Source organism: Marinobacterium rhizophilum (genome assembly GCF_024397915.1).
In the GTDB taxonomy this organism is placed as follows: Bacteria; Pseudomonadota; Gammaproteobacteria; order Pseudomonadales; family Balneatricaceae; genus Marinobacterium_A; species Marinobacterium_A rhizophilum_A.
The window spans coordinates 4,977,578-5,003,185 of the sequence record NZ_CP073347.1; the positions used below are offsets into that span (position 1 = coordinate 4,977,578).

General features: G+C 49.7%; 18 protein-coding genes and 3 pseudogenes. 7 read left to right on the forward strand and 14 right to left on the reverse strand.

Annotation, left to right across the window (positions count from 1 at the left end):
- Positions 1-19 precede the first annotated feature (19 nt).
- The 4 genes and pseudogenes from KDW95_RS22535 to KDW95_RS22550 all read left to right on the forward strand — a co-directional run.
- Positions 20-954: pseudogene (locus KDW95_RS22535) on the forward strand (transposase); the annotation flags it as partial.
- A 392-nt stretch (positions 955-1,346) separates the two neighbouring features.
- A complete protein-coding gene (gene ltrA, locus KDW95_RS22540) occupies positions 1,347-2,768 on the forward strand; it encodes a group II intron reverse transcriptase/maturase (protein ID WP_255856556.1) in 1,422 nt (473 codons plus the stop codon).
- Between the two features lie 64 nt (positions 2,769-2,832).
- Positions 2,833-3,462, forward strand: a pseudogene (locus KDW95_RS22545) (transposase); the annotation flags it as partial.
- Positions 3,463-3,500: 38 nt separating this feature from the next.
- Positions 3,501-4,847 carry a DNA-directed RNA polymerase subunit alpha C-terminal domain-containing protein gene (locus KDW95_RS22550; RefSeq protein ID WP_255854011.1) on the forward strand — a complete coding sequence of 449 codons (1,347 nt, stop codon included), beginning with the start codon at positions 3,501-3,503 and terminating at the stop codon, positions 4,845-4,847.
- 7 nt (positions 4,848-4,854) lie between these two features.
- On the opposite strand, the gene KDW95_RS22555 is transcribed toward KDW95_RS22550, so the two are convergent.
- The 3 genes from KDW95_RS22555 to KDW95_RS22565 form a co-directional block, all read right to left on the reverse strand.
- A complete protein-coding gene (locus KDW95_RS22555; RefSeq protein ID WP_255854012.1) occupies positions 4,855-6,363 on the reverse strand; it encodes a malonate--CoA ligase in 1,509 nt (502 codons plus the stop codon).
- A 144-nt stretch (positions 6,364-6,507) separates the two neighbouring features.
- Positions 6,508-7,329: an HAD-IIA family hydrolase gene (locus KDW95_RS22560; protein WP_255854013.1), complete on the reverse strand. Its 822-nt coding sequence runs from the start codon at positions 7,327-7,329 to the stop codon at positions 6,508-6,510.
- A gap of 68 nt (positions 7,330-7,397) precedes the next feature.
- Complete coding sequence (locus KDW95_RS22565; RefSeq protein ID WP_255854014.1) at positions 7,398-9,080, reverse strand: Na/Pi cotransporter family protein; 1,683 nt, start codon at positions 9,078-9,080, stop codon at positions 7,398-7,400.
- 137 nt (positions 9,081-9,217) lie between these two features.
- Here KDW95_RS22565 and KDW95_RS22570 point away from each other — a divergent pair, with 137 nt between their 5' ends.
- Positions 9,218-10,099, forward strand: coding sequence for a LysR substrate-binding domain-containing protein (locus KDW95_RS22570; protein WP_255854015.1), 882 nt, complete (start codon positions 9,218-9,220; stop codon positions 10,097-10,099).
- Between the two features lie 151 nt (positions 10,100-10,250).
- Here KDW95_RS22570 and KDW95_RS22575 read toward each other — a convergent pair whose 3' ends face one another.
- The 9 genes and pseudogenes from KDW95_RS22575 to KDW95_RS22615 all read right to left on the reverse strand — a co-directional run bounded on the left by KDW95_RS22575 (position 10,251) and on the right by KDW95_RS22615 (position 20,197).
- Entirely contained in the window at positions 10,251-11,375 is a 1,125-nt protein-coding gene (locus tag KDW95_RS22575; RefSeq protein WP_255854016.1) for a zinc-binding dehydrogenase, read from the reverse strand.
- A gap of 31 nt (positions 11,376-11,406) precedes the next feature.
- Positions 11,407-12,840, reverse strand: coding sequence for an NAD-dependent succinate-semialdehyde dehydrogenase (locus tag KDW95_RS22580; protein WP_255854017.1), 1,434 nt, complete (start codon positions 12,838-12,840; stop codon positions 11,407-11,409).
- Positions 12,841-12,889: 49 nt separating this feature from the next.
- Positions 12,890-13,645, reverse strand: a complete 756-nt coding sequence (locus KDW95_RS22585) for an MBL fold metallo-hydrolase (protein ID WP_255854018.1) — start codon at positions 13,643-13,645, stop codon at positions 12,890-12,892.
- A 67-nt stretch (positions 13,646-13,712) separates the two neighbouring features.
- Positions 13,713-14,969, reverse strand: coding sequence for a CaiB/BaiF CoA transferase family protein (locus KDW95_RS22590; protein ID WP_255854019.1), 1,257 nt, complete (start codon positions 14,967-14,969; stop codon positions 13,713-13,715).
- A 229-nt stretch (positions 14,970-15,198) separates the two neighbouring features.
- Positions 15,199-16,560, reverse strand: a complete 1,362-nt coding sequence (locus KDW95_RS22595) for a TRAP transporter large permease (RefSeq protein ID WP_255854020.1) — start codon at positions 16,558-16,560, stop codon at positions 15,199-15,201.
- 19 nt (positions 16,561-16,579) lie between these two features.
- On the reverse strand, positions 16,580-17,206 hold the full coding sequence (locus KDW95_RS22600; RefSeq protein WP_255854021.1) for a TRAP transporter small permease subunit: 627 nt from the start codon (positions 17,204-17,206) through the stop codon (positions 16,580-16,582).
- A 36-nt stretch (positions 17,207-17,242) separates the two neighbouring features.
- Entirely contained in the window at positions 17,243-18,268 is a 1,026-nt protein-coding gene (locus tag KDW95_RS22605; protein WP_255854022.1) for a TRAP transporter substrate-binding protein, read from the reverse strand.
- 471 nt (positions 18,269-18,739) lie between these two features.
- A pseudogene (locus tag KDW95_RS22610) lies at positions 18,740-19,496 on the reverse strand (IS5 family transposase).
- 44 nt (positions 19,497-19,540) lie between these two features.
- Positions 19,541-20,197, reverse strand: a complete 657-nt coding sequence (locus KDW95_RS22615) for a GntR family transcriptional regulator (protein ID WP_255854023.1) — start codon at positions 20,195-20,197, stop codon at positions 19,541-19,543.
- A gap of 136 nt (positions 20,198-20,333) precedes the next feature.
- On the opposite strand from KDW95_RS22615, the gene KDW95_RS22620 reads away from it, so the two are divergent.
- Both KDW95_RS22620 and KDW95_RS22625 read left to right on the forward strand, forming a co-directional pair.
- Positions 20,334-21,695 (forward strand): FAD-dependent oxidoreductase, encoded by a 1,362-nt coding sequence (locus tag KDW95_RS22620; protein ID WP_255854024.1) that lies wholly within the window; start codon positions 20,334-20,336, stop codon positions 21,693-21,695.
- A 10-nt stretch (positions 21,696-21,705) separates the two neighbouring features.
- Positions 21,706-22,923, forward strand: a complete 1,218-nt coding sequence (locus tag KDW95_RS22625; RefSeq protein ID WP_255854025.1) for a benzoate/H(+) symporter BenE family transporter — start codon at positions 21,706-21,708, stop codon at positions 22,921-22,923.
- A 306-nt stretch (positions 22,924-23,229) separates the two neighbouring features.
- Here the strand turns inward: KDW95_RS22625 and radC are convergent, their stop codons facing one another.
- Together radC and KDW95_RS22635 are read right to left on the reverse strand one after the other, a co-directional pair.
- Positions 23,230-23,727, reverse strand: coding sequence for a RadC family protein (gene radC, locus KDW95_RS22630; RefSeq protein WP_255854026.1), 498 nt, complete (start codon positions 23,725-23,727; stop codon positions 23,230-23,232).
- Positions 23,728-23,815: 88 nt separating this feature from the next.
- Positions 23,816-25,507, reverse strand: a complete 1,692-nt coding sequence (locus KDW95_RS22635) for a VWA domain-containing protein (RefSeq protein ID WP_255854027.1) — start codon at positions 25,505-25,507, stop codon at positions 23,816-23,818.
- Positions 25,508-25,608 lie beyond the last annotated feature (101 nt).

Consider the following 25,608-nt stretch of genomic DNA (forward strand, 5'->3'; position numbering starts at 1 on the left):
GGGTGGAAAGAGTCATGCGATGCGACGTTATTCACCCGAGCGTAAAGAAGCGCTGCTCAAGAAGCTTTTACCGCCGCACAATATGTCTGTGGCCGAGCTTGCCCGCCAGGAAGGCATCTCCGATGTAACCCTGTATGCTTGGCGCAAACAGGCCAAAGCGGGAGGCGCTGCGGTGCCCGGAGATCAAAAGTTAACGGACAACTGGTCGGCTGAGTCCAAGCTGGCGGTGGTGATTGAGACCGCCGCGCTGTCTGAAATCGAGCTGAGCGAATACTGCCGCAGTAAAGGGCTGTATCCCCAACAGGTCAAAGCGTGGCGTGACGCCTGCTTGTCGGGTCAGCAGACGGCCAAGGCCCAACGTCAGCTCGATCGCGAACAGGCCAAGACTGACAAGAAACGTATCCGTGAACTGGAACGTGAACTCAGACGCAAGGACAAGGCACTGGCCGAGGCGGCCGCGATCCTGGTGCTGCGAAAAAAGCTCAATGCCTACTGGGGGGACGACAGCGAGGACGGCTAACGGCGCTGTCGGTCCGGCAGGACTATGTCGCCTGGATTGCTGAAGCCATGGCCGCTGGCGCCCGCAAAGCGGTCGCCTGCCAGGAGCTGGGGCTCAGTCTGCGCACGCTGCAACGCTGGACACACAAAAGCACGCTGACCCCCGATGGTCGCACGACCACGTCGCGGCCCACGCCGGCGAATGCCCTGACTGACGCTGAACGTGAGGCGATCTTGCAGCTCTGCAACAGCACGGAATACGCGCATCTGCCGCCGAGCCAGATCGTGCCCCGGCTGGCCGATCAGGGCCGTTATCTCGCGTCTGAAAGCAGCTTTTATCGGGTACTGCATGCGGCCGATCAGCTGCATCGCCGGGGTCGAAGTCAGCGTCCAAAACGCCATCCGGCACCCACGACGCACGCGGCGAACGGACCGAACCAGCTTTGGTCTTGGGACAGTGTGCCGTAGAGGCACCAGTAAGCATCTGCATGGATGCAGATATTCACTGAGCCACAAGCTCAGCAAGAGATGGTGGTAGGCCCACCGGAGTCGGCTGTCGGAAGCGGGCTCCAAACCGGCCCAAGCTGCATGCATTAAGAGTGCGTGTGGTGAGCGTTGGGTGAAAAGGCTGCAAGAAAATGCGGTCAGGTGAGATATTGAGAGGCGAGTAAAACCGAACCCATGTTGACGTGTCGAGATCCATACATGACATCAAAATCGAAGGCGTGTCCCACCTTCGAGATCAGTCTGCGAGTGTACTCCGAATGCTGCGCAGGTGGTGTCCGGCATAAAGTGGGCGCGACTCAATATCAGGCTCTTGCTGGGAACTGCGGGAACCAGTCATCGTGATGTTCAAGGGAGAAGGCACAAGTGGCGACTACCACAAGGCCGAGAGTACCGATGCACGATACTGGGGCGGAGCTGCTCGTAGTAGTGATGAAGCGACTGTAATGGGCGTGGAGCGAAGGGGCAGCGTCAAGCAGCCTGAATGTTGGCCTCAACTGCATCAGCAGGAGGAGGGTCGGTATCAGGCAAAACCATTCGAGATCGACAAGTGGTTATTTGTTGAAGCTTACAATCGGGTCAAAGAGAACGCAGGGGCTGCGGGCATAGACCAGCAATCCCTGGATGATTTTGACCGTGATCGAAAGAACAATCTATATAAACTCTGGAACCGAATGTCATCGGGTAGCTACATACCTCCCCCGGTCCGAGCTGTCTCCATACCGAAGAAATCGGGAGGGACGCGGACTTTAGGCATACCCACAGTGGCTGACCGAATCGCCCAGATGGTCGTCAAGCTCCAGTTCGAACCCTGCGTAGAGTCTCATTTTCTTCCTGATTCTTATGGTTATCGGCCCGGAAAATCGGCTATCGATGCTATCGAAGTCACGCGAGAGCGATGCTGGCGTTATGCATGGGTACTGGAATTTGATATCCGAGGGCTATTCGACAACATCCCGCATGACCTATTGCTGCGTGCAGTCGACAAGCACACCGATAACCCATGGGTACGGCTGTATATTCGTCGATGGTTAACTGCACCGATGGTGATGGAGGATGGGCGTCTGAGTGAGAGGATCAAGGGAACCCCGCAGGGTGGTGTTGTAAGCCCCGTACTGGCAAACCTGTTTCTCCACTATACGTTCGACCGCTGGATGTGCCAGCACTTCCCGGCCATCAAGTGGTGCCGTTATGCTGACGATGGATTGCTGCATTGCAGCACGGAAAAGCAAGCGCGGTATCTGTTACGGACCCTGCGCGAGCGATTTGCCGCATGTGGACTTGAGCTGCATCCAGAGAAAACGAAGATTGTTTATTGTCAGGATCACCGTAGACAGGGGGACCACGCACACACCTCGTTTGACTTTCTGGGATACACCTTCTGCAAAAGAACAGTCAAAGGCAAAGCCGGCGATCTGTTCATGGGCTTCTGCCCAGGTATCAGCAAGGGTGCACTGAAGTCAATCATTCAGAGGATCAAGGCGTGGAACATAGGGCGGCGAACAGATCTGTCATTGGCAGACATCGCCGGCTTTATAAACCCATATCTGAGGGGTTGGTGGAATTACTATGGGCACTATTACCGATCACTTTTGTATCGGGTAGCGCGTTATGTAAATCAACGGCTGGTCAGGTGGGCTACGCGGAAGTTCAAACATCTTCGAGGAAGGAAGATGAAAGCGATTGCAGCATTTAACCGGTTGACCAGTGTGCGCCCGAATCTGTTCGCTCACTGGTCGCTAGGGATGTCGGGTGCGTTTGCTTGATGGGAGCGGTGTGAGCCGAGAGGTTCACGCACCGTTCTGCGAGAGGCTGAGGGTGAGATTCCCTTGGTCTACTCTCCTCACGTATTTGCCCTCGCCGGTGCGGGGCCAGTATTACTACCTGTATCTGATCGAGGATCTTTACAGTCGCAAGGGCGTGGGGTGGGAGGTGCATGAACAGGAATGCGGCGATAAGGCCGCCGCTCTGCTGCAACGCAGCGTGCTCAGCGAGCAGTGCCTGCATCAGCCGCTGGTGCTGCACTCGGATAACGGCGCGCCGATGAAGTCCGTCACACTGCTAAGCAAAATGTACGATCTTGGCATCACACCGTCGCGTGGGCGGCCTCGGGTCAGCAATGACAACGCCTTCTCGGAGTCGCTGTTCAGAACGCTGAAATACTGCCCGCAGTGGCCGCACAACGGCTTCAGCAGCCTGGATGAGGCGCGGATCTGGGTGAGAGACTTCATCCGCTGGTACAACCACGAACATCGCCATAGCCGCATCCGCTTCGTCACACCGGCCGAGCGCCATCGCGGAGAAGATCATGAAGTGCTGGCTCGGCGCGATGCGCTGTACCAGCAAGCCCGCGCTGAACAACCGGCGCGCTGGTCAGGCAAGACGCGTAACTGGCAGCCGGTTGGGACGGTGATGCTCAATCCGGAGAAGCAGGACGCGACTCAGAATAAGGCGGCATAACAGAATGGTCTACGCGACAACTACGTTGACAAACACCGGTGCATCGCGATATCAAACCGGAAAACATCGGCCTCGTGATGCAGGGGAGCTCGCTGCATCTCATTCTGTTTGATTTCTCGCTGTCGAGTGTCGGCTCCGATAACATTACAGCCGGAACCCTGGCCTACATGGATCCGTTTATTCGTGATCCGGGTCGCCGGCGCTGGGATGACCATGCGGAACGGTTTTCAGCTGCACTGACACTCTATGAAATGGCAGCTGGTGCGTTGCCTGGTTGGGCCTCGGCTGAAGGTTTGCCACCTCAGCTGGAAGGCGAGCTTGATGTCGATCGCACAGTGTTCGACCCCAGCATCCGTGATCGGATGGTGGAGTTCTTCAGGCGAGCACTGGTGCGCGATGTGCGCCAACGTTTCGCCAGCGCTGGCGATATGTTGCGTGAATGGCGCAACATATTCCACGAAACACGTACTGATATCCAGCATTCGACCGTGCACCCTCGGGAGCGTACCTGCCCAGTTAGCGAGGCGCAGCTGGATACACAGATCGGGCTGCTCGAACTGAGCCCACAAGCACTGGATACACTGAGTCGTCGTAACGTCAACACAGTGTCTGAGCTGATAAAGTTGAACCGCTCAAGAGTTCGGGTCTGGACCGGCGTCGGGGTTAAAACCCGCAATGAGCTTTCCGACATCATCGGGCAGTTGCAGACGCGCCTGCTGGAGGATCAGCAACTGCGGCAGCTGGATACGGGCGATACCACTATTGTCAGTGTCGATAGGCTGTTTCAGCAGATCATGCCGAAAGCCACCAAGGCGACCGATCCAACCCGCCTGCGCTTCCTGAACGAATATCTTGGGCGTCTAGATGAAGAGGCGCCCAGGGGTGTTCACAATGTTCACTGGCCAACGCCTGCGGCCATCAGTGGGCATCTGGGTATTGAAACCCTTATTGTGCGTGAACTGATCGACAAAGTCGTGACGCAGTGGGGCAAAATCAAAGCCATCACCGATCTGCGTGAAGAGATCGTTAGTCTGCTGGAGGACAATGGTGGGGTGATGACCGCCGTCGAGCTGGCCGATGCGGTTCTGCTGCGTCGAGGCTCGGTACAAGACAGCCCGCTACGTGAACGCTGGTCCTATGCTGGGCTCCGTGCTGCTGTCGAAACCGAATTGAGCAAGCAGGAGCCACGCTGGTTGTTACGCCGTTCCGGCAGCCGCTTTCTCATTGCCGATAACCGTGAACGACGGGGGGAGGAACTGGCCGACTATGCCAATGATTTAGGTGAGCTGGCAGACGAATGTGCCAATCAGTATCCACTGCTGTCACCCGTTCGTGCTTTGGAGAAAATTCGCGCTGTGCCTGCCCCGGAGTCATTTTCCCTGTGAAACAGTACTAGAAGGAGAAATTCTCTCGCAAGATATTTTTTTGTACCTTCCCCATAGCGTTTCGTGGTAGCGCGTCGATAAAGTATACCCGTTTAGGCACCTTGTATCCGGCCAGAGTGTACTTCACATGCTCAATTAATCGATCCTCGGTTAATTCTGCACCCTTAGGGTGCAACACGACCACTGCTGTCACCGCTTCACCATAATCTGGATCAGGTAAACCAATCACCGCTGACTCCAACACCTGATCCAGCTTGTCGATACAGAGTTCAACTTCTTTTGGGTAAACGTTGTAACCACCACTAATTACCAGATCTTTCGTCCGCCCGACTATCGAAACGTATCCTTGATCGTTGATAACCGCAATATCACCAGTCTTTAAAAAACCGTCAGCAGTTAAATCCTTTGCTGTCTTCTCAGGCATCCGCCAATAGCCGAGAAAGACGTTATCGCCTTTCACCTCTAATCGACCTTCTCGACCATTTGGCAAGACATGCCCGTATTCATCAACTAACCGCACCTCTGTACCAGGCAGAGGAAGGCCTACGGTGCCAGAAATACGTTCTCCGTTAAGGGGGTTTGAAGTTATCATTCCCGCCTCTGTCATGCCATAGCGTTCCAGAATCACATGCCCGGTACGTTGCTTGAATTCTTCAAAGGTCTGTTCCAATAGTGGGGCTGAACCTGAAATAAACAAACGCATATTGCTACAAATAGAAGCGTTAAATCTATTTTCACTCAAAAGCCGTGTGTAGAAGGTCGGTACACCCATCATTACGGTAGATCGAGGCAGTAGATCAATAACTTTGTCACAGTCGAACCGGGAAATAAACAATATTGACGAACCATTCATTAGGACACAGTTGCATGCTACAAAAAGTCCATGTATATGGAAAATGGGTAATGCATGCAGTAAAACATCCGCTGATTGCCACCCCCACAGTTTGTGCAGTGTCCTGGCATTGGAGAAGAGATTGCGGTGGGTGATCATTGCGCCCTTTGGCTTTCCCGTAGTCCCAGAGGTGTATAAGATAGCTGCTGTATCGTCCGCTTTACATGTTACAGTTTCAAACTTAACTGATTGACCAGTGGCCTTTTCTATTAGGCTTCCACCACCAGTACTGTCAAGAGTCTCCAGATTTTTTACTCCAGCCTGAGTCGCAATACGCTCTACGGCCTCATAATAGCGGGTTCCAACCACCACCAAACCTGGCTCTGCATCTTCGAAGAAGTATTCTAGCTCGTGTTCTTTATACGCGGTATTGAGTGGTACAAAGGCAAGTCCTGCTCGTATACAGGCTAAATATAAGAATACGGCCTGTGCTGATTTATCTACCTGAGCAGCAACACGATCCCCTTTCTTAAGACCAAGTTGGACTAAAAGGTTAGCTAGTTGTGAACTTGACCGATGTAGCTGAGAATAACTGTAAATTGACCCATTTTCATTTTCGATGAACGTACTCCTCATATCAGAGGGGAATCGGTCGTAAAATTCATCATAAAGATTGCTTCTCATTTTTTTCATCCGTTTCAAAAATTAATTAATGGAAAGCATACTTAAAGTGGATAAGTTGAAGGGGTGTTAATAAATAGATAAGCTCTAATTCTTACTTTTGTTTTAATGGGATCTCAGGTGATATTTTATTAATATAGATATTCCTCACCCTAATCCCATGTGCTCTTTCAAATCTAACAGTCGTGGCAGTATAAGGTCAGGACTGTAAGGATAGCCATTAATGGATTCTCTCTGGCTTGCGCCCGTCAAGACTAAAACGGTTTTGAGACCAAGTTCCATACCAGCAATCACGTCGGTGTCCATTCGATCTCCGACCATCACCGCATTTGCTGCATGAACGCCCAGTTTTTCCAGTGCTGCACGCATCATGAAGGGGTTTGGTTTACCTAAAAAGTATGGGGTTATTCCAGTTGCCGCTTTAATCAGTGCACAGGCCGCCCCACATGCCGGAACATCTCCGTCTTCGGCGGGAATATTTAAATCAGGGTTAGTCCCGATAAAACGAGCACCTTTATTCACCAAATTAGCGCCCTTGGCTAACTTCTTGTAAGAGTATTCAAGTGATTCTCCAACAACTACATAATCCGGTGCTACATCATCAAAAATACAGCCTTTTTTTTCCATCGCACAAATCAGACCTTCATCACCGATTGGAAAATAACTAGCCCCAGGTTTTTGCATGTGGATAAAATGAGCTGTAGTCATTGCTGATGTATACACATTTTCTGGCGTTATAGGAAACCCAAGTTCGCTCAAGTTAATAGCCATAACTTCCGGTGTAAAGCGGGAATTATTGGAGAAAACCAAGAATGGGACTTCGTGTTTCACGAGGAGTTTTAGGTATTCCGCTGACCCTTGAACTGCTTTTGATCCTCGCACCAATACTCCGTCCATATCAAGCAAGTGACATGGAACGTCTCTTGATTTAATGTAAAAAAACTGGGGCAAACTTTTTTCTTCTGTCACTTTAACTTTCTCCTGTAAATCGGAATTTATCTGTGTTCTCATTTTTCGGTGTTCTAAATATGAGCAACTTACTCCAAAGAGCCTTGGAGGGTATATTCCTCTGCTGTTTCTTCTTCAGAAAGAAGGCGAGATTTAAGCAAAAGTCCGTTATCTATAAGTATTGGGTAACAAACGGATGAAATAAGGCTATTAAGGTGTCTGATTGAACGCAACGTATCTAAATGAATATCGCTGGAACTTATACTCTTGCGAGTCCCCGCTTGCAGTCGGTTAAGATGCTTCGTTCTGCTAGATCGTTCGAAATTCGTCATTTCCGTTTTTCCTTCCTTAAGCAGCCGGGCGCTACTCAAATCGTCGGAAATCAAAACGCTTGCGGCTAGATTTAAATTTTCTAAAAGCAGCTCATGCATGGCAAGTAATTCTCTTTTTCCCTCACTAGAAAATACGCCACCTTCCTTGTACATCTGCTCTGCACGGGGAGCAAGGTAGAGCACTACGATGTCACCCGATTGCTCCAATGCAATTGCATATTCAATTAAATTACGCAACCTATTATTTTCTTCGTGGCTTATGGTGTCTGTAGGTAGTGCCGACACGAAGGTGCGTATACCTTTTAATGCGTCATTGACGTAACGGTCTTGTTTGACTATTTCCCGAGCTTGTTCATCACTGTATTTTTCGTAGATGTCAAGTATGGGTGTCGTCATCAGCTCTACCAGATGCAGCATTCTCAGGACTTCTCGCCTCAGTCCAATCAATGCCAGCCTAGGATTATTCAATAGTCCATCATTTAGCACAGAAACATGGTGGGAAGCAGGAACTGATACGGGGGCGCTATCATCCGGAATAAATCGCTCCGCCGGCGCTTGAAGATATTTTAGGAAAGGTAAAAATACCAACAGGGCAAAGTTGAACAAAATATGGACGAGAACCAGAGATTGCGCCTCTGATATCTCGGTCATATAGGTTGTTACAACGATTCCATTGAGTATAAGTAAGACTATGAATGCACCGGATCCACGGATCGCAAGATTTACTAAAAGAATGCGCTTAGCTTTTGCTACGGCTCCTCGATTAAGCCAAATCGGCACAGTTGCACTGCCGAGATTGGCTCCAAGAACTAACGATATGCCAGCCCCTAAAGGTATAGCATCGATAGAGACTAGAGTGACACACATAAGAATAACAGCAACAGATGAGTGCATAACAAATGCGAGCGCTGCGCCGACCAGAAAAGCTGTAAGAAAATCTTTTTCGAGATAGCCTGCTATTGCCGGAAGAAACGCGCTATCACGGATCGGGTCCATTGTCTCTCGTAGGAATTTTAGGGAAATCAATATAAAGGCAAGCCCTAGTATAACGCGCCCTGCCTGCTTTAATTTTCTCGAGTCCGTTTTGAGAAAAAGTGTTCCCCCTACGGTTAATAGAACTGGAACCAGCCATTCTAGGTCAAAGGATAATATTTGTATTAATAAAGCCGATCCTAAATCAGCTCCCAGAACAATTGCCAATCCGGCTCCAAACTGAAGCACTTTTTTTCCGGCAAAGTCTGACACAAGTATTGCAACAGCCGCTGAACTTTGCAGAACAATTGCCAGGGTCAACCCTGTAAAGGCAGCTCGAAAAGACACGCCAGCAGTTGTAATAATACGTTTGAAAGATGCGCCAAAAGATCTTTCTATTCCTGTGCGTACCATTCGCACGGAGTAGAGGAGCAACATAGTTGCCCCAAACAATTGCAAAAGAAACATAATAATTATCATAATAATATTTAGCTACTCTTTAGGTTCGCCTACAGCCGCAAGAATTTCTCTATCTACTTGTTATTATCAACACCCCTAGCTATACTTCAAATGCATATATTGTTCATAACTCATTGGTAAAATGAATGCTTCGCACGCAGATTCGATCATTTCACGCTGTAGCCAAAGCAGGGAGCTACACTCTTGCATCAAAGGACTTGAATGTCGGACAACCCACATTAACAACGCAAGTTAAAACATTGGAAGAACGATATGAAGTTGAACTATTTCAAAAAAAAGGGAGAGGAGTTGTATTAACACATGCGGGGAGTGAACTATTTGAAATAACCTCAAAAATTTCTATGCACGAGAGAGAGATTGAGCTTTTACTGAGTACATATAAAGGGTTAACGAGAGGGCAATTACACATAGCGGCCGTAAGCCCATTTCACGTCGTAGATATTTTAACTGTATTTCAGGCGAGATATCCAAATATCGAAGTATTAGTAACTCTAGGAAACTCTTATGAAACTCTTGAAAAAGTTTTAGTAGGTAAAGTCGATGTAGGTATTTTTGCCTGGGAGGAGGATGAGATACCCAATGTCATTTTGGAACATTACCGGACCCATAATGTAGTTGTTTTTGCGAACAAGGAGCACCCATTTTACAAACGAGACTCTATTTTCATTAATGAACTTGAAGGTCAAAATGTTATTTTACGTGAGGATGGGTCTACTACCCGTCGTGCGTTTGAGCTTTCTGCCAAAAAGGCCGGAGTCAATATAAAACCGTATCTGGTAATTGGTAGTCGTGAGGGAGTTTGGCAATCGGTCAAGCGCGGGCTGGGGATCAGCGTCGTCGCTGATTCAGAGTTTATTTCACACCCGGATATGCAAAAAATACCGATTACTGATGTCGATATTACCACAAGATATTTTTTATCTTATCTCAAGGATAGAGAAAAATCTCGGTTGATTCGCGCCTTTAGTGATGCGGCGCAAGAAGCCAAAAATCTTGAATTGATCTAAGAACTCTCTGATAATACCAATATTGGTATTATCAGAGTAATAATAAAATCAATTTTTAATATTTCTTCATTATTAACAATATATCATTGTCGATAATGGTGATGCGTCCCTAAAAATAAATCAAAGACACTCTGAAGTGTTATTCAGAACATTAGGGAACTAAAACATTCCTCAATGCCCCCCCTTTACCCATTAGGTCAAAGGCTTCATTCAAATCATCAAACCCGATTATGTCGCTGGCCAACTTATCCACAGCCAAATTTCCTTGTCTGTACATGTTAAGCAATTTTGGAATATCGCGAGAGGGAATGCAGCTTCCCATATAACTACCTTTCAAAGTACGCTCTTGGGCTCCTAGTAGGAAGTGTGATATGTTGATCTTTTTTTCCGGATTAGGCAGCCCCGCTGCCACAGTACAGCCACCTATGCGGGTTACCTCAAACGCTAACTCAAGGGCCTGCGGAACTCCAGCGGACTCTATAGCGATATGTACGCCGCCACCAGTGACAGCTTTAACTTTGGAAAGCATATCTGGATCGGTGGCGTTGAATACATGGGTCGCGCCAAAATTCTTGGCCGCATGCAGCTTTTCGTCATTGATATCAATAGCTAATACTTGACTCGAACCAGCAGCTGCGGCAGCCATCACGGCGCTTAACCCCACGCCACCTGCGCCAATTACTGCTACAGATTCTCCTGCCTTTATTCCGGATGTATTTATTACCGCGCCGGCGCCCGTCATTACTGCACATCCAAAAAGTGCCGCGTGCTGGGCTGGAATATTGTGATCGATCTTCACAAGAGAATGTTCGGAGACAACCGCAAACTCGGCAAACGCTGAAACCCCGGAGTGATGGTAAAGGCGCGCCCCATTCTTATGGAGACGCTGCCCTCCACTCATAAGAGTCCCTTTCGCATTTGCGTCTGATGCAGCGACGCACAACCCCGGGCGTCCAATTCGACACATTTCACATTTTCCGCAACTAGCAACAAACGAGGGGATCACATAGTCGCCTTCTTCAAACGCCGTTACGCCGGGCCCGACTTCCGACACAACTCCCACCGTCTCATGACCGAGTACAATAGGCATTGGCTTGGGACGCTCTCCGTCGATAGCAACCAGATCGGAATGGCATAGCCCGGCTGCTGCGATCTTGATTAGAACCTCCTCGCGTTCAGGACGGTCTAGATCGACGGTTTCTATAGATAGGGGTTTGGTATCTCGGTAAGGCCCTTTGAGCCCGGCGACACGTAAGACTGCTGCTTTTATTTTCATTGATCGACCCTTCCAAATAATATCTAACGACTCAGGAATTCCATGTGTACCTGAACTGGCTTTTAAGATAGGCTTGGGTCATCTCGACGCCACCCTCAACCCCTATGCCGCTTTCTTTCCAGCCGCCTAGAGGAATTTCTGCCGTATGGGCTGGTATGTCGTTAATGCCAATTGTCCCGACTTGAAGGTTGTCCGCCAAATAACGTTGACGTTTTTCGTTATTGGTAAATATATAAGCCGCTAGGCCATAAACTGTATTATTGGCCAGCTTGAGAACATCCTCATCCTTTTCAAAAGGAATAATCGGTACTACTGGACCAAATGGCTCAACTGTCAACAGGTCACTTTTAGGGTGTACATCTGTCAAAACGGTGGGTGGGAAGTAATATCCAGTCTTATCTATACGGCAACCGCCTATTTTTATTTTCGCTCCTCTCTCAACCGCGTCGTCAACTAAGCCTTGGATTGCTTCCAAACGGCGTAAATTAGCAAGCGGCCCCATTTTAACCAACGGATCTCGGCCGTCCCCTACGTTTATTTCAGCGGCACGCTGACAAAATATTTCCGTAAACTTCTCTACGATGTTTTCATGCACAAAAAAACGGTTGGGAGAGACACAAACCTGAGCGGAATTAGCAAATTTTCGCGTAACTAATATGTCCACTACTCGATTCAAATCCACATCGTCGTAGATTATCACCGGTGAATGACCGCCAAGCTCCATGCTCGTCGGCTTCATATACTTACCCGCCTCAGTCGCGAGCAATTTTCCAACGGGAACTGAACCAGTAAAGGTGACTTTGGCGATACGCGGGTCTCGAATCAGGAAGCTAGAAATATCACCAGGAACGCCAAATACTACATTGACAACATTACCTGGTAGCCCCGCATCAATCAGACACTTTATAAACTCGATTGTCGACATGGGGGTTTCTTCGGCCGGTTTGAGGACACAAGAACATCCGGCAGCTAATAGCGCAGCCAGCTTCTTCGACGCTTGTAGAACCGGGTAATTCCATGGGGAGAAGGCAGCGACCACGCCAACAGGACCATACTCAATGGTGACCTTCGCATTTGGATCGCGGGCTGGAAATTGGCGCGAAGCCACACGCCGAGCTTCTTCGCCACCCCACTCAATAAAATCGGCCGCACGAATCACTTCTACTTCGCTTTCGGACAGGGTTTTTCCGTGTTCCAGGGTCATCAACTGGCAAATTTCTTTACTTCTTTCCCGCATCAAACGGGCGGCTTTCTTCAGGATTACCCCTTTATCCCATGCAGGAACAGCAGCCCAGTCTTTTAAACCTTGGGTCGCCGACGAAAGAGCACGCTCCATATCTTCCGGAGTCGCTATAGCAAGGAGGCCTATACATTTCTCATTCGAAGGATTAATAATTTCTTGAGTCGCTTTATTGCTGGATTCGACCCATTCCCCTGAAATGTACATTTTGTGAGTTTGCATCATTACGGCATGTTCCTATATTCGTATCAAGAGCCTTGGCGTATGCTCAGTTCTAAATGCGGACAACCAACCCGTCATAAGCACACTCTTCTGGTACGCGATTGGCTACTGCCAGCATTTCCTCATTCATATGGGTTAAGATAATACGTTTGGCATTAAACTCATCCCAATGTTCCTTTATATCAGGGTAGTTAACGTGAAAACGTACTGGCTTTTCATAGAAATAACATTCACAGATAAACAGATCTGCCCCATTTGAAATCTTTGGGATATGCTTGGTCCAAGCAGTGTCACCGGTATAGGAGACAACCTTACCGCCAGCCTCAACACGTAAGGAGGTCGGATGGGTTTTGGGTGTGTGGGCTGCTGGATATGGAGTTACTACCATTTTTTCACCGACCTTGTTCGGTACATTAAGATCCATTTCGACGAAGGTAAGATCGAATTTTGGTTCCATAATATCACTGCCAGGCAGCATGCTTTCCATCATTTCACGAATACGGGCCTCAGTATCTCGCGGCCCGGCAATGATTAACGGCTTGGTACGCTTTGCTGCTAACATTGAGTCCAACAACATAGAAGGAATTCCCGAGCAGTGATCCGCATGGATATGTGAAAAAACCACAATATCGATTGAAGAGTGCTTGATTCCGGCTTGTTTTAGCGCCACCAACGAGGTGGCGCCAAACTCAATGGCGTAACGCAGACCTTCTACGTCCACGACGAAACATGAGTTGAACCGGCCTCCGGAGCCAAAAGCATCGCCACTTCCAGCAAAAGTAACAGTGTTTGTGTTAGTCTCAGTCATCATTATGCCCTGTGCTTGTTTTTCTTAGTTATTGCAATGCTCTATGGGCTTTTGCAGTAACAGCTTGTTAAAGAATTCCGGCGTTGCGCAACTCAGCGATCCGGTTTTCGTCAAAATCTAAAAATTCAGCCAAAATGTCATCAGTATGCTGTCCCAGTGTCGGAGGAGCGTGGCGATAATTAACTGGGGTTTCAGATAGATTGAGCGGGCTAGCGATCAGATCAACCGGTTTAGCGCCTGCAAGAGGGTGCTCCATTTTTATATGCATTCCGCGTGAGAGTACTTGCGGGTCGGATAATGCTTCAGCAATATTGTTGACTTTGGAGCAGGTCAGCTTTATTTTTGACAACTCCTCGACCCAATAGTTAACCGTTTGTGTAGCGATGAACTCGGACACGGCCGCATTAACTACTGCACGGTTTCTAACACGTTCTTTATTGTTTTTAAAACCGTTCCGCTCAAGCAAATCAGGACGACCTACAAAGTTGCACAACTTGGCAAATTGATCGTTGTTTACTGCGCCCAGCAAAATATAGCCATCAGATGCCTCGAATATTTGATAGGGGACGATGTTTGGGTGCCCAGTTCCCATCCGCTTTGGTATTTCTCCATCTAGAAAATAATTCACTCCTTGATTATACAGCCACGCAATCTGAACATCTAAAAGCGCTAGATCAATCTGCTGGCCTATTCCTGTCTGATCACGATGTCTCAAAGCTGATAAAATTCCGATACAGGCATACATGCCTGTCATGATGTCGTCGACCGCAATCGGAACCTTCGCTGGAGGACGTCCCTCTTCGCCAATAATGCTGATTAAACCGCCTAGTGCTTGTGCAACCATATCGTATCCCGGCCGGGCAGAATATGGCCCATCTTGTCCGTACCCGGTAATCGAGCAATAGATGATACCTGGGAAAAGGTCTCTTAATGTATCATAGTCGAGGCCAAGTTTTTTCAGACTTCCGACTTTGTAGTTTTCCACGAGAACATCGCACTGAGCGATCAGCCCTAGCAGGATTTCCCGGCCCTCAGCCTTTGAAAAGTCGATACTTATAGATCGTTTGTTACGTCCAGTTGATAAGTAATATCCGCTTTCGGTAGTGTCGTTTCCTTCCTCATCCTTTAGAAAAGGAGGTCCCCACTTACGGATATCATCGCCAATCATAGGCCGTTCGACTTTGATGATATCTGCACCTAGATCACCAAGAATTTGGGTGCAGGCTGGGGCTGCCAGAATTCGACTTAGATCGAGAACCCTGATCCCTGATAGTGGGCCTGTTGGCGTCGCCGCAGAATTTTCTTTTTGGGTAGCGTCTTGCATATTAACTCCATTGTACATTGTGCCTTTGCACGAAGTGTTAATGAATCATTACATAGTGTGCGAATATGTCGTATGAGATACCAAATATGTAGGAGCAGCTAATTGATCATCTAAAATAGATGAAGCTTTTCAGTATCATGGTTTTTCTATCTAATTTAATCTTTTTGACCTATTCTGCATTTGTTTTAATTTTCTTTGAAGATTTAAGCTGCAGACAATCTTGTTGATGCTATATACGTGTTATCCATAGAACTATACTTGGGAATGCGACAATCAATGCCAAACAGATTAACTGCAAGATCACAAAAGGGATTGACGATTTATAGATATCCTGGATCGTCACCCCCTTGGGTGCTACTCCACGTAAATAAAATAGCGAGTAGCCAAAAGGCGGGGTAATAAATGAGGTCTGCATGTTCATTGCGGCCAGAATCGCAAACCAAACAAGCAGTTCTGTGCCGGTTGAATCAAACCCAAAATCCAGCACTTTTATGATTGGAGCGAAAAGTGGCAGAACAATAAAACTTATCTCAATCCACTCAAGGAAAAAACCCATAATGAAGATCAACCCCATCATCAGCACCAGTAAACCGTAAGGTCCAAAGCCGGTCCCAAGGAACATCTCTTCAATCATAGTATCACCGCCAAGACGTTTGAATACAGCACTGAAGCAGGCAGCACCGATCATTACAAAGATCACCATCGCTGTTGTTTTGGAGGTGTCTCTAACCACATCCCTAAGTACTGGAAAATTTAATTTACGTGTAATCCAAGCCAACAAAGTTGCCCCAGCGGCACCGATACCTGCTGCTTCGGTTGGGGTTGCGATTCCGGTTATGATTGAACCAAGTACAGCCCCAATCAAAAGCAGGGGGCCGAGCAGGTTTTTAACCAGTTCCAACATTAAGCTGTCACTATGGCCTTTATTGACGTCGTCCAAAGCCTTCAGGCTAGGTACTGGGGCACGGTGCGGTGTGAAGAACCCAACACCGAGAATATAAAGGATATATAACGTGCCCAGCATAAGGCCTGGAAATAGTGCAGCTTTAAACAAGTCGCCAATTGATACCTGCAGAATAGCGCCCATAAAAACCAGCATGATGCTGGGCGGAATGAGAATACCCAATGTGCCAGTAGCGGCAGTAACACCGGCAGCAAATTTCTTGTCGTAGCCCTGGCGTAGCATTACCGGCAATGCGATAACGCCTAGCAGCATCACTGAAGCCCCAACGATTCCGGTGCTTGCAGCCATTACAATACCTAGCACGGCTACAGATAGAGCTAAGCCTCCAGGCAATTGGCCACACAAACGCTCTAATGTCAAAAGTAGTCGTTGTGCTAGGCCGGATTTATCAAGCATTAGCCCCATATAGATAAATAGTGGAGCAGCTAATAATAGCCAGTTAGATAGAATCCCAGCGTAGATTTTGGATACGATGGTTCCCATAAACCCTAAAGGAATTCCAGACATTACTGCAAACAGAACGCCCAGTCCGCATAGTAGGAATGCAACCGGATAGCCCGTGAATACACCAGCAATTAGTGCACAGATCATTCCTATTGCCCAACTATATTCGATTATAAATTCCACTTAAAAGCCCTTTAAGATGTTAACAGTTAGCCTTATTCGGCTTCGCCTGTTCTTCTGGGAAATCAGAAAGGCGTACCTTACTTGGCTTTGCCTGTTCTTCGTAAACGTCGATGAATCGTTTGATAACTCGAGCTAAAACGATAATGATTAGAATTGAAAATCCGATTGGGATCGTCGCTTTGATTAGAAAACGGTCCACCAACCCTCCATAGTCGGAGGCCTCACTGGAGTTAAAAGAACGGGCAACAAAACTACTAGATAACCATACCATCACTGCTGCAAAAGGTATCAAAAGAAATACATCGCCGATTGTATCAATCCAGGTTTTAATATTTGAGGGTAGGTTGGCGTATATCAGGTCTGACCGGACATGTTTGTCATCGAGGTAGGCATAGGTGCCGCCCGTCATAACCATAATTGCGAAAAAATGCCATTCTAAATCGAAAATACCATTAATGGTCAGTTTCGTGCCGAGTATGGGGAGATCAACTCCCCAACTCAGCATCTCGTTGGCGCCGAGGGCGCCAGCAATAACTGCGATAAGAACCGAAATCAGTACTCCAAGGACTAACCAACTCGTTATTTCACCGAGCAGTCGACCAAACCGATCTATGGTGGCGATTGTAGACTTAAGAGCTTCTTTCATAATTTCTCCTAATCTCGGTAATACCACGGTTAGATTTTATTTGAGGTTCTGAAGCTCATTCCATTTCATGATTTTCGCCTGATGCGTTTGCAGAGATTCATACATTTCTTTGACAATTGGTTTTTTTAACTCTTCGTTTAAAATCTCACCCCAGGCAAGCTCCAAACTATTAATTACATCGTCTGGTAGTCGCTTAGTAATCGTACCTTTTTTCTCCATTCGCTCAATAACTTCTGTCTGCTCAGCAGGCAAACGGTTTAATGTGTATTGGATAGTTGCTTGGCAGGCAAGCTCAAACTGAGCTTTGCGCTTGTCACTATATCCATCCCACACATCTTTGTTGATAATGAATGAGAACCAGCTCGCAGATTGGTGCCAGCCAGGGAAGTAGTTGTATTTCGCTACTTCATAGAATCCCAGCGCCTCATCTACCGTAGGGATCGCGAAGTCAGCTGCATCAACACGTCCGCGCTCAAGCGCTAGATAGGTTTCGCTACCAGGTACTAACTGAGTTGACGCACCAAGTTTCGTTAGTACCTTTGCGCCTAAACCAGACATGCGTATTTTCATTCCGTTAAAACTATCTGGGCCGGTGATTTCATCACGATACCACCCAGCAGTTTCTTGAGGTTCTATGAAGCAGGGCAAAACCATAACGTTGTGTTTTGCATATTCGCGTTGAATAATGTCGATTCCGCCACCACTCCACATCCAGGATGCCGAAACCTCTGATGTGGGGCCAAACGGTAGACCACCATAGAACTGAGCGACCGGAACTACGCTAGACCAATAGCCCATCCAGTCCCAGCCAGCATCAATTGCACCACTACTGACGGCATCGAATACTTCGAGGGTCGGCACCAGATCGCCAGGCTCATGTAACTTCAGCTTGACGTCTCCTCCGGTGGCTATCTCTACATTGTCAGCAAATTTAACGCCCATTTGTCCCAAAAGGTTGGACGTTGCAAAAGTGCTGGCAACGTCTAGCTTATCTGCTACTACTGGGCCAGAAGCTGCCAAGCTGGCAACGATAGTGTTGATTAGATAGGTAGACTTCTTCATATATCCGCACCTCATATTTTTTATTTTTGGCTTTTCGTTAGCGATAGCCTTGTTGATCCATTCTATTTTCTTTGGAACGCCCCACTTTGAACTCTAGCTCAGGTCATATTGGTAAAAACCTGATATCAATTGTTTGTGATTTCTTATTATTGGTCAAATACTTTAATTGGGTCTCATTCATTCATTTAAGCAATGTGTTTTGTGCGTATTCCGCTGATCGTGACCGTTTTGTACGCCGCGTTCACGCTGGAGCGGTTTTTTGGTACTTTGACCGGTCACGGTCCAATCCACCCAAGTTAAGCAGATCAACCCTTCAGACTGCCGGAATACGGAACCGGCAACGGTATTTCAACGCACCAAAAACTCTTGACAGGCCAATGGGGATCCTTTTCGCTCCCTGAGCGCTCCCCCGTGTCCTTGTCCGACCTCTTCGCCGATTTCTCTCGCTACTGATCTAGGGGCTGTTCTCAATTATGCCAACCATATAACGGCTGAGACGAGACTCAACATCGACTTATAGTGTCTCGCCAGTCGTTCGTATCGTGTCGCGATCCGGCGAAATTGCTTTAACTTCTGGAAAAACCGCTCCACCAAGTTGCGATCTTTGTACAAATGTCGGTCCAGCGGTCTCGGTTGTTGGCGGTTCTTCTTTGACGGGATCACCGCTTCCGCGGGAATTCTCTGGATGGCTTCAACAAAGGCATCTGAATCATATCCCTTGTCAGCCAGCACCTGGTCGGGCGTGAATCCATCCAATAGCGCCTCGGTCTGCCCGTATTCCGATGCCTGCCCTGGCGTCAGCAGTAGTCGTACCGGGTTGCCCAAGGCATCTACCGCCGCATGGATTTTGGTGCTCAGTCCGCCTCGGGACTTTCCCATGGCTTTGGTGTCTTGCTCCGTTTTATTGCGGTGCGGTGCCGTGCTGATGAACTCGCACAATGCTGCCATCGACCATCAGCTGTTCAACGTCAGCGTCCTCTGACAGCGACTCCATGACTTTCAGCCAGATACCTTTCTGAGACCAGCGGTTGTAACGGACGTAAACACGGTGTCAATGCCCATAAAAATCGGGTAAATCCCGCCAGGGCGATCCCGTCCTTGCAATTCACAGAACCGCTTCAACAAACAGACGGTTGTCACGCGCAGTCACGCCTCTGTCGCTGGGCTTGCCGGATAGTAAATGTTTGATGCGCTCCCACTGATCGTCACGTAGCCACCTAAAATACAACAAGGTTATCGAATGAGGCTCTTTTCTTCAAATGAGAACGCGCCCTAGCGAGCTGATCCCGGTGATCGTCTTATTGTGTGGTAAGCAAACTCTGTGAGGTAATCATTGACTGCAAGTGAGGCTTCCGCGGCCTTGGACTCGTCCCCATGGCAAATTGCCTTCAGTGTTGCTGAATGCAGTTCGCCGGCAATTCTTAATTCCCGCTTGAACGATTGAATATGAGCAAACCAGAACCGTCTTGATAACCCCTGTAAGGGCAGAATTGCCATAGTGATGTATTCGTTCTGCGTTGACTCGGCGACGGCACGATGAACCTTCTTCAGTGTCTCGCCATACTGTCTAGGATCTCCATAAAGGTTCTCATCCAACAGCTGTTCTGCGAGCTGCAGCATCTCCTCCTTCTGGACAACTGTTGAGCGATGAGCTGCAAACCGCACTGCCTGCTCTTCCAGAGTTCTCCTGACTTCAAGCAGTTTCAATTGTACCTCAACCGACATTAACGGAATCAAAATGCCTTTGCGTGGGTGTATCTCCACCATTTTTTCCGCTGCGAGCTTTTGCAGAGCTTCTCGAATAGGGGTTCTGCCCAGTTCAGTCTGCTCCATAAGTTGACTCTCCGAAACCATGGTTCCCGGCTTTAGTTCCCTAAAGGTAATCAGCTGCTCAAGAAAATTATAGGCAAGTTCGCTCTTGTTTTTCATCAGTCAGGTTCTGCCCGTGTGTGAATGCTGGAGAACGGAATGGCTGCCAGCATAGCAAAACTGTTTGACACTGACTATATCTATCGAATACGATTGATATTCAACTGATATATCACAAAAAAAAGAGGTGGGAGTGATGGATTTTGAATCGTGGAAAACAGTGTGCCGCTACGAGCAGCAGCCAGATCTGCCTGTTCTGGACGAGGTGGATGTACTGGTTGTTGGCGGCGGCGCCGCTGGTGTTGCGGCCGCAACAGTAGCCGGAGAGGCAGGCAAATCAGTACTGCTGATTGAAAAGTATGGCTTCTGTGGTGGCGCAGCAGTGGCTGGGATGTCGGGCACAATATGCGGTATGTACCTGGCGAGGGAAAAACATCCTGACGGCCCTGAACAGGTGGTGTTCGGGTTTACTGAAAGGTTTCGTGCCGAACTTCGTCGGCGAGGCGGCCTGACTGAGGCGCAGGCGTACGGCAAAACATTTACAGTTACCCACGATCCCCTGATGTGGAGGGAGGCGGCAGATCAGTTCCTGTTAGAGGCGGGTGTTAACCTTTACCTGCATACTGCGGTAACCGGCGTGATAATGGATGGCGATCATTTCCGGGGAGTTGTAATCGAATCGAATGCCGGGCGTTCTGTTGTTCTCGCTAAGCGGATCATTGATGCATCAGGTGATGCGGCTGTCATCGCGCGGGCAGGTCATCGTTATTTCTACGGTGATAACGGGCGGATTCAGAATCCAACTATGTTCTTCCGCGTGGGTGGTGTCGATATCGATACCTATCTGGACTATTACGGCGACAATACGATCTGTCCGCCAAAGGTCACAGCGGCAATTGATGAGGCCAGAGAAACCGGCGAGTACAGTCTTCCCCGGAATAAAATCTGGATGTTCCCGACGACCCGCCCGGGAGAGTTGATGGTGAATGCTACTCGCCTGGCGGGGCAGGACGGCCGGGTTCTGAATGTGATTGATCCTGCGGACTTCACCGAAGCGGAGATCGGTGGGCGGTTGCAGGTAAGGGATTACACCAGATTCCTCAACAACTTCATGCCTGGCTGTGAGAGTGCCTATGTGGTGGATACGGGGGTAGAAGTTGGGATTCGCCAGACACGTACCATTGTCGGTGTTGAAATGCTCACCAATGAAGACGTTGTCAGTTGCCGGAAGAGAGACAATGGGATCTGTCGGGTGCCTTGGCCCATTGAACTCCACAATGGCGAAAAGCCGAAACTGCACTGGCTGCTGGATGACTACTATGAAGTTCCCTATGGCGCACTGCTTCCGGAAATCGGAGAAAACATTATTGTTGCGGGCCGGTGTCTGAGTTCTGAGCATGAGGCTCTGGCTTCTGCCCGTGTCACTGCACAGTGCTTTGAGTACGGCCATGCTGCCGCTACAGCGGCCGTCCATTCCCTGAATACGGGCATGCCTATGCGCGACATTGAGGGTACAGCTATTCGTGCAATGATGCGTGACAACGGCAGTGCTCTCTGAGGACAACACAATGAAAACAAAACTAAATCTACGCAATCCAATTCGCGACCTCACGCAGGAGAACTTCTCTGCAGGTTTGCTGGCGGCTATCTTCGGGTGTGTAGCCACCTCTCTCATCATTATTAACTCAGGGACGCAGGCAGGGTTGACGGATGGCCAGATCGTGAGTTGGCTTTTTTCCTGCTGGTTCTTTGGAGGGTGTATTGGTGTATATCTGGCCTGGAAAACGGGCCAGCCAATTAGCGGCGCCTGGTCGATTCCAGCGGCGGTGATGCTGGGCGGAACCTTGGGGATTTTCCCGTTCGAGGAAGCAGTGGGCGCCTATTTCATGGCTGGCGCTATAGTGTTTGTACTGGGGGTAACTGGGTTTGTGAATCGAATCATTCGCCTGATTCCTATGCCTATTATCATGGCGATGATCGCTGGTGCTCTAATGAGGTTTGCGACGGGCATTATGGGAGGATTGTCGGATCTGCCCTTGATCGCCGGTGCGACTGTGGCCACTTATTTCCTTTCTCTGGCTCTTCTTCCCAGGTTGACGCCAATTATCCCGGCGCTCGCGGTCGGGCTGTCGCTGTTCTTCGTCTTTGGTGAGACAGCTCCGGTTGCGACTGCCGCGCAGTTCCAGTTGCCCGGTTTCTATATGCCTGCGTTCTCTTTCGAGGCATTCATCGCCATCTCGTTGCCTGTTGCTATCCTGGTGGTCGGTGCAGAAAATGCCCAGGCGACAGGTGTGCTCATGAGCGAGGGGTACAAGCCACCGGTGAATACCATGACGACGCTGTCTGGAGTTGGAGGCATGGTAGCCTGCTTTTTCGGCGCTCATAATGCCAACATCGCCGGTCCAATGACAGCAATCTGTTCGTCCGAAGTAGCGGGAAGCGAGAAAGAAAAGCGATATGTGGCGTCGATAGTTTGTGGGCTGATTTGTCTGACTTTCGGAGTCCTTTCCAGCTACGCCATCAGCTTTATCAAACTGGTGCCCCTGGCCCTCATCGCCACCGTTGCAGGGCTGGCAATGATCAACGTATTGCTTCAGGCATTGCAACTGGCGTTCACTACCGAGAAAAAGGCTTCCTTCCAGCTTGGTGCTTTTACCGCCTTCGTTGTTGCCTTGAGTGGCGTGAGTTTTCTGAATATCACTGCACCGTTCTGGGCATTGGTCGCGGGTCTGGGAATTACTCTGATTACAGAGAAGCAGCAGTTTAAACAACTATTAATGCCGTAAACGCAATAATTTTATCCTAGCTCCGGCAACGGCCAGACTGACAGATAAGTCTGGTCGTTTTGTCAGAGCCGGGTTTATCTAACTCACACCAGGTAGACAGGATCGCCCACGCGGATGGTCCCTTTTTCACGTTCTCGCCGTATATCCCGGAATTCAGGGGAATTCAGGGGACGGTATACCTATTTCCCGGCTCACCAATGTCCGCTCAGTGGGTCTTCTTCTCGCTCGGAGCCACCACCACCGAGTAGATGAGCAGGTGATGGTGACAAAAGATCAATGGGTAGTGAGTGTATATAAACTAATCGGTTACACCATTCCTCGCTCAGCCAGCGATACATGCCCCTCTGTACTGACGACGACATGATCCAGAGTGCGCACGCCCACCATGTTTAATGCATCCCGAAGCTGAATGGTGATGCGTTTATCGGCCTCGCTGGGTTCTGGGTCACCCGATGGGTGGTTATGGACCAGGACCAGGGCGGCGGCGTTGTGAGATAGCGCGATCTTTACGACTTCACGCGGATAGACGCTGGCTGCATCCAGTGTGCCTCTAAAAATCTCCTCAAACGTAATGATCCGATGACGGTTATCCAGCAGCAGAGCACCAAAGACTTCATGTTCGTAAGCATGCATCAGGGTCTGCAGATAGCTGAAGGCATCGGCGGGTTGCTCGATGCAACGGCCCTTGGCCAGGCGCTGGCGTGATAACTGTCGGGCCATGGTCAGAATGTCCTCTTCAGTGACGGGTGTTTCAGCAACATAGGTACCGGCTTTTTCGCCGGCTTTGAATTTGTGATATTTCATTGAAGGCTACTCCGGAGGATCCCGGGAGATGCAGACCGCTCCCTATGGGGCTGGTCTGTCTCCCCGTGGGCGAGTGGGTGGTGTTGGGTTATGGCGTTAACAGCAGGTTTTTCGTGACGTTGAACAGTTCGCGCTGCAGGTCTGTCAGGTCGTTGATCACCAGGCTGGAGGGGAAGAATCGCTCTACGGAGCGGGTTTGTATGCCGATGCCCAGCAGTTCAAAGCCACTGCGGTGGCAACGGTTGACGATATCGTGGGCGGCGTTCCAGTCGTCCGGCTCACCGTCGGTCAGTACGATTATCAGTTTGCGTTTCTCCTTTTGTCTGAGCAGGTCATTGGCGGCGAACCACATGGCCGGCGCCAGTGGTGTGCAACCTCGGGGTGTCTGGGCAAAGCGCGCTGCCTCTCGACGTACGGATTGGCGAGGTCGTACCGCCATCGCGACATCTTCAACGCAGCCTGGAAAGAAACTCACCGCGGTTGATACGCCGGGTATGCCTTCCAGCGCCAACGTTAAGGCCAGGGCGGCTTCATTGGCGATTTGATAGTATTTGCGACCGCTGTCAGCGGAGGTTTTGGCCATGGAGCCTGAGACATCGACCAGCAGGTGTACCGCAGCATTGGGTGCCACCCGGTTGCTACGGGTCAGAAACAGGCGAGATTCGCCGGTTCGGGAACGGGCGAGCCGGTTATGGTCGATCTGCCGTCCCTGGTGTTTGGCATGGGGCCGGTTGTCCTGACTGGACTGCACCAGGCCCCGCAAGCGGGCACGGACTCGGGCAGACTCTCCTGCTGTGCGTTGCAGAATGTCTGGATCGCCGGGCTGTGCCAGCTCGGGCCGGGGCATGTTAAATGCCATAGCCCCCTGATGTTGCTGTGCTTCAGCCTGTAACAGGGTCGCGATCTGGGTGAACAGGTCTGCGGTGAATGCTCCTTCGCCCGCTGACAGAATCTGCTTCACCACGGAATCGTCGTGGTCTGCAGATGACGTGTCTTGGTCTACGGATGAACTGCCAGGCTCGTGGGGGAGGCTGTCGTCCTGGGTGCCGTTGTCCGGGGAGGTCTGAGAACTCTCCTCGTTAGTGGCTGAGGTGTCGGGCTCGTCCCCCGTTGCAGGGGCGCCGTGTTGGCCCGCCGGTCGCGGTATCTGTTCAGCATCCTCTTTAAACTCCTCAAATAGTTGAATAATGGCATCAGCACTCTGCAGGGCGTCTGTCGTGGACGCCAGATTCTGGATCGCATCCACGATAACCGTCAGGCGTGAAAGCACAGTCGCCGGAAGCTGCGTACTGAATTGGGCGTCTACTACCTGATACAGCGGTTCCAGTATCGACTGACCCAGTAACCGGCTCCGCAGCCGGAACAGCAACCAACTCTGTAATAAGGTAGCGGGGTGGTTGTCCGTGGGCACCCTGAGTTGCTGATGATCCACCATGTATCTCAGCACCTCGTGAATGGTACGACGGGTTCCGGGGTAGTTCTGGGCGAGTGCGGATTCGATACGGATGTCTTCGATGATGTTCAACAGTGCCTTGCGTAGCGGATGGGAGGCCGCCTCAGCCACTACGTCGAAATCGGTATGGCGGATATGGGCTGCCTCATGGGCCAGGTAACCCCAGGCGACCTGCTGGAAACGTGGATTATCTGGGTTGGCGGCCGGTATGACGATGTTCTCACCGTCGGTATAGGCATCCTGGCCCTGGATGAGGACTTTGACGCCAAACTTTTCACCATAGGCCGCAGCTACGATCGGCAGGGCATTCTTCAGTGGATGGTTCATCTTTAGCTCCTTGGCAGGGGCGCGACTCCCCGCGGGGAGCGACACCCCAGTTGGGTTAGTGGATTGGCCGGGTGAGAGAGCACCTGAACGGGTCTTTTTAT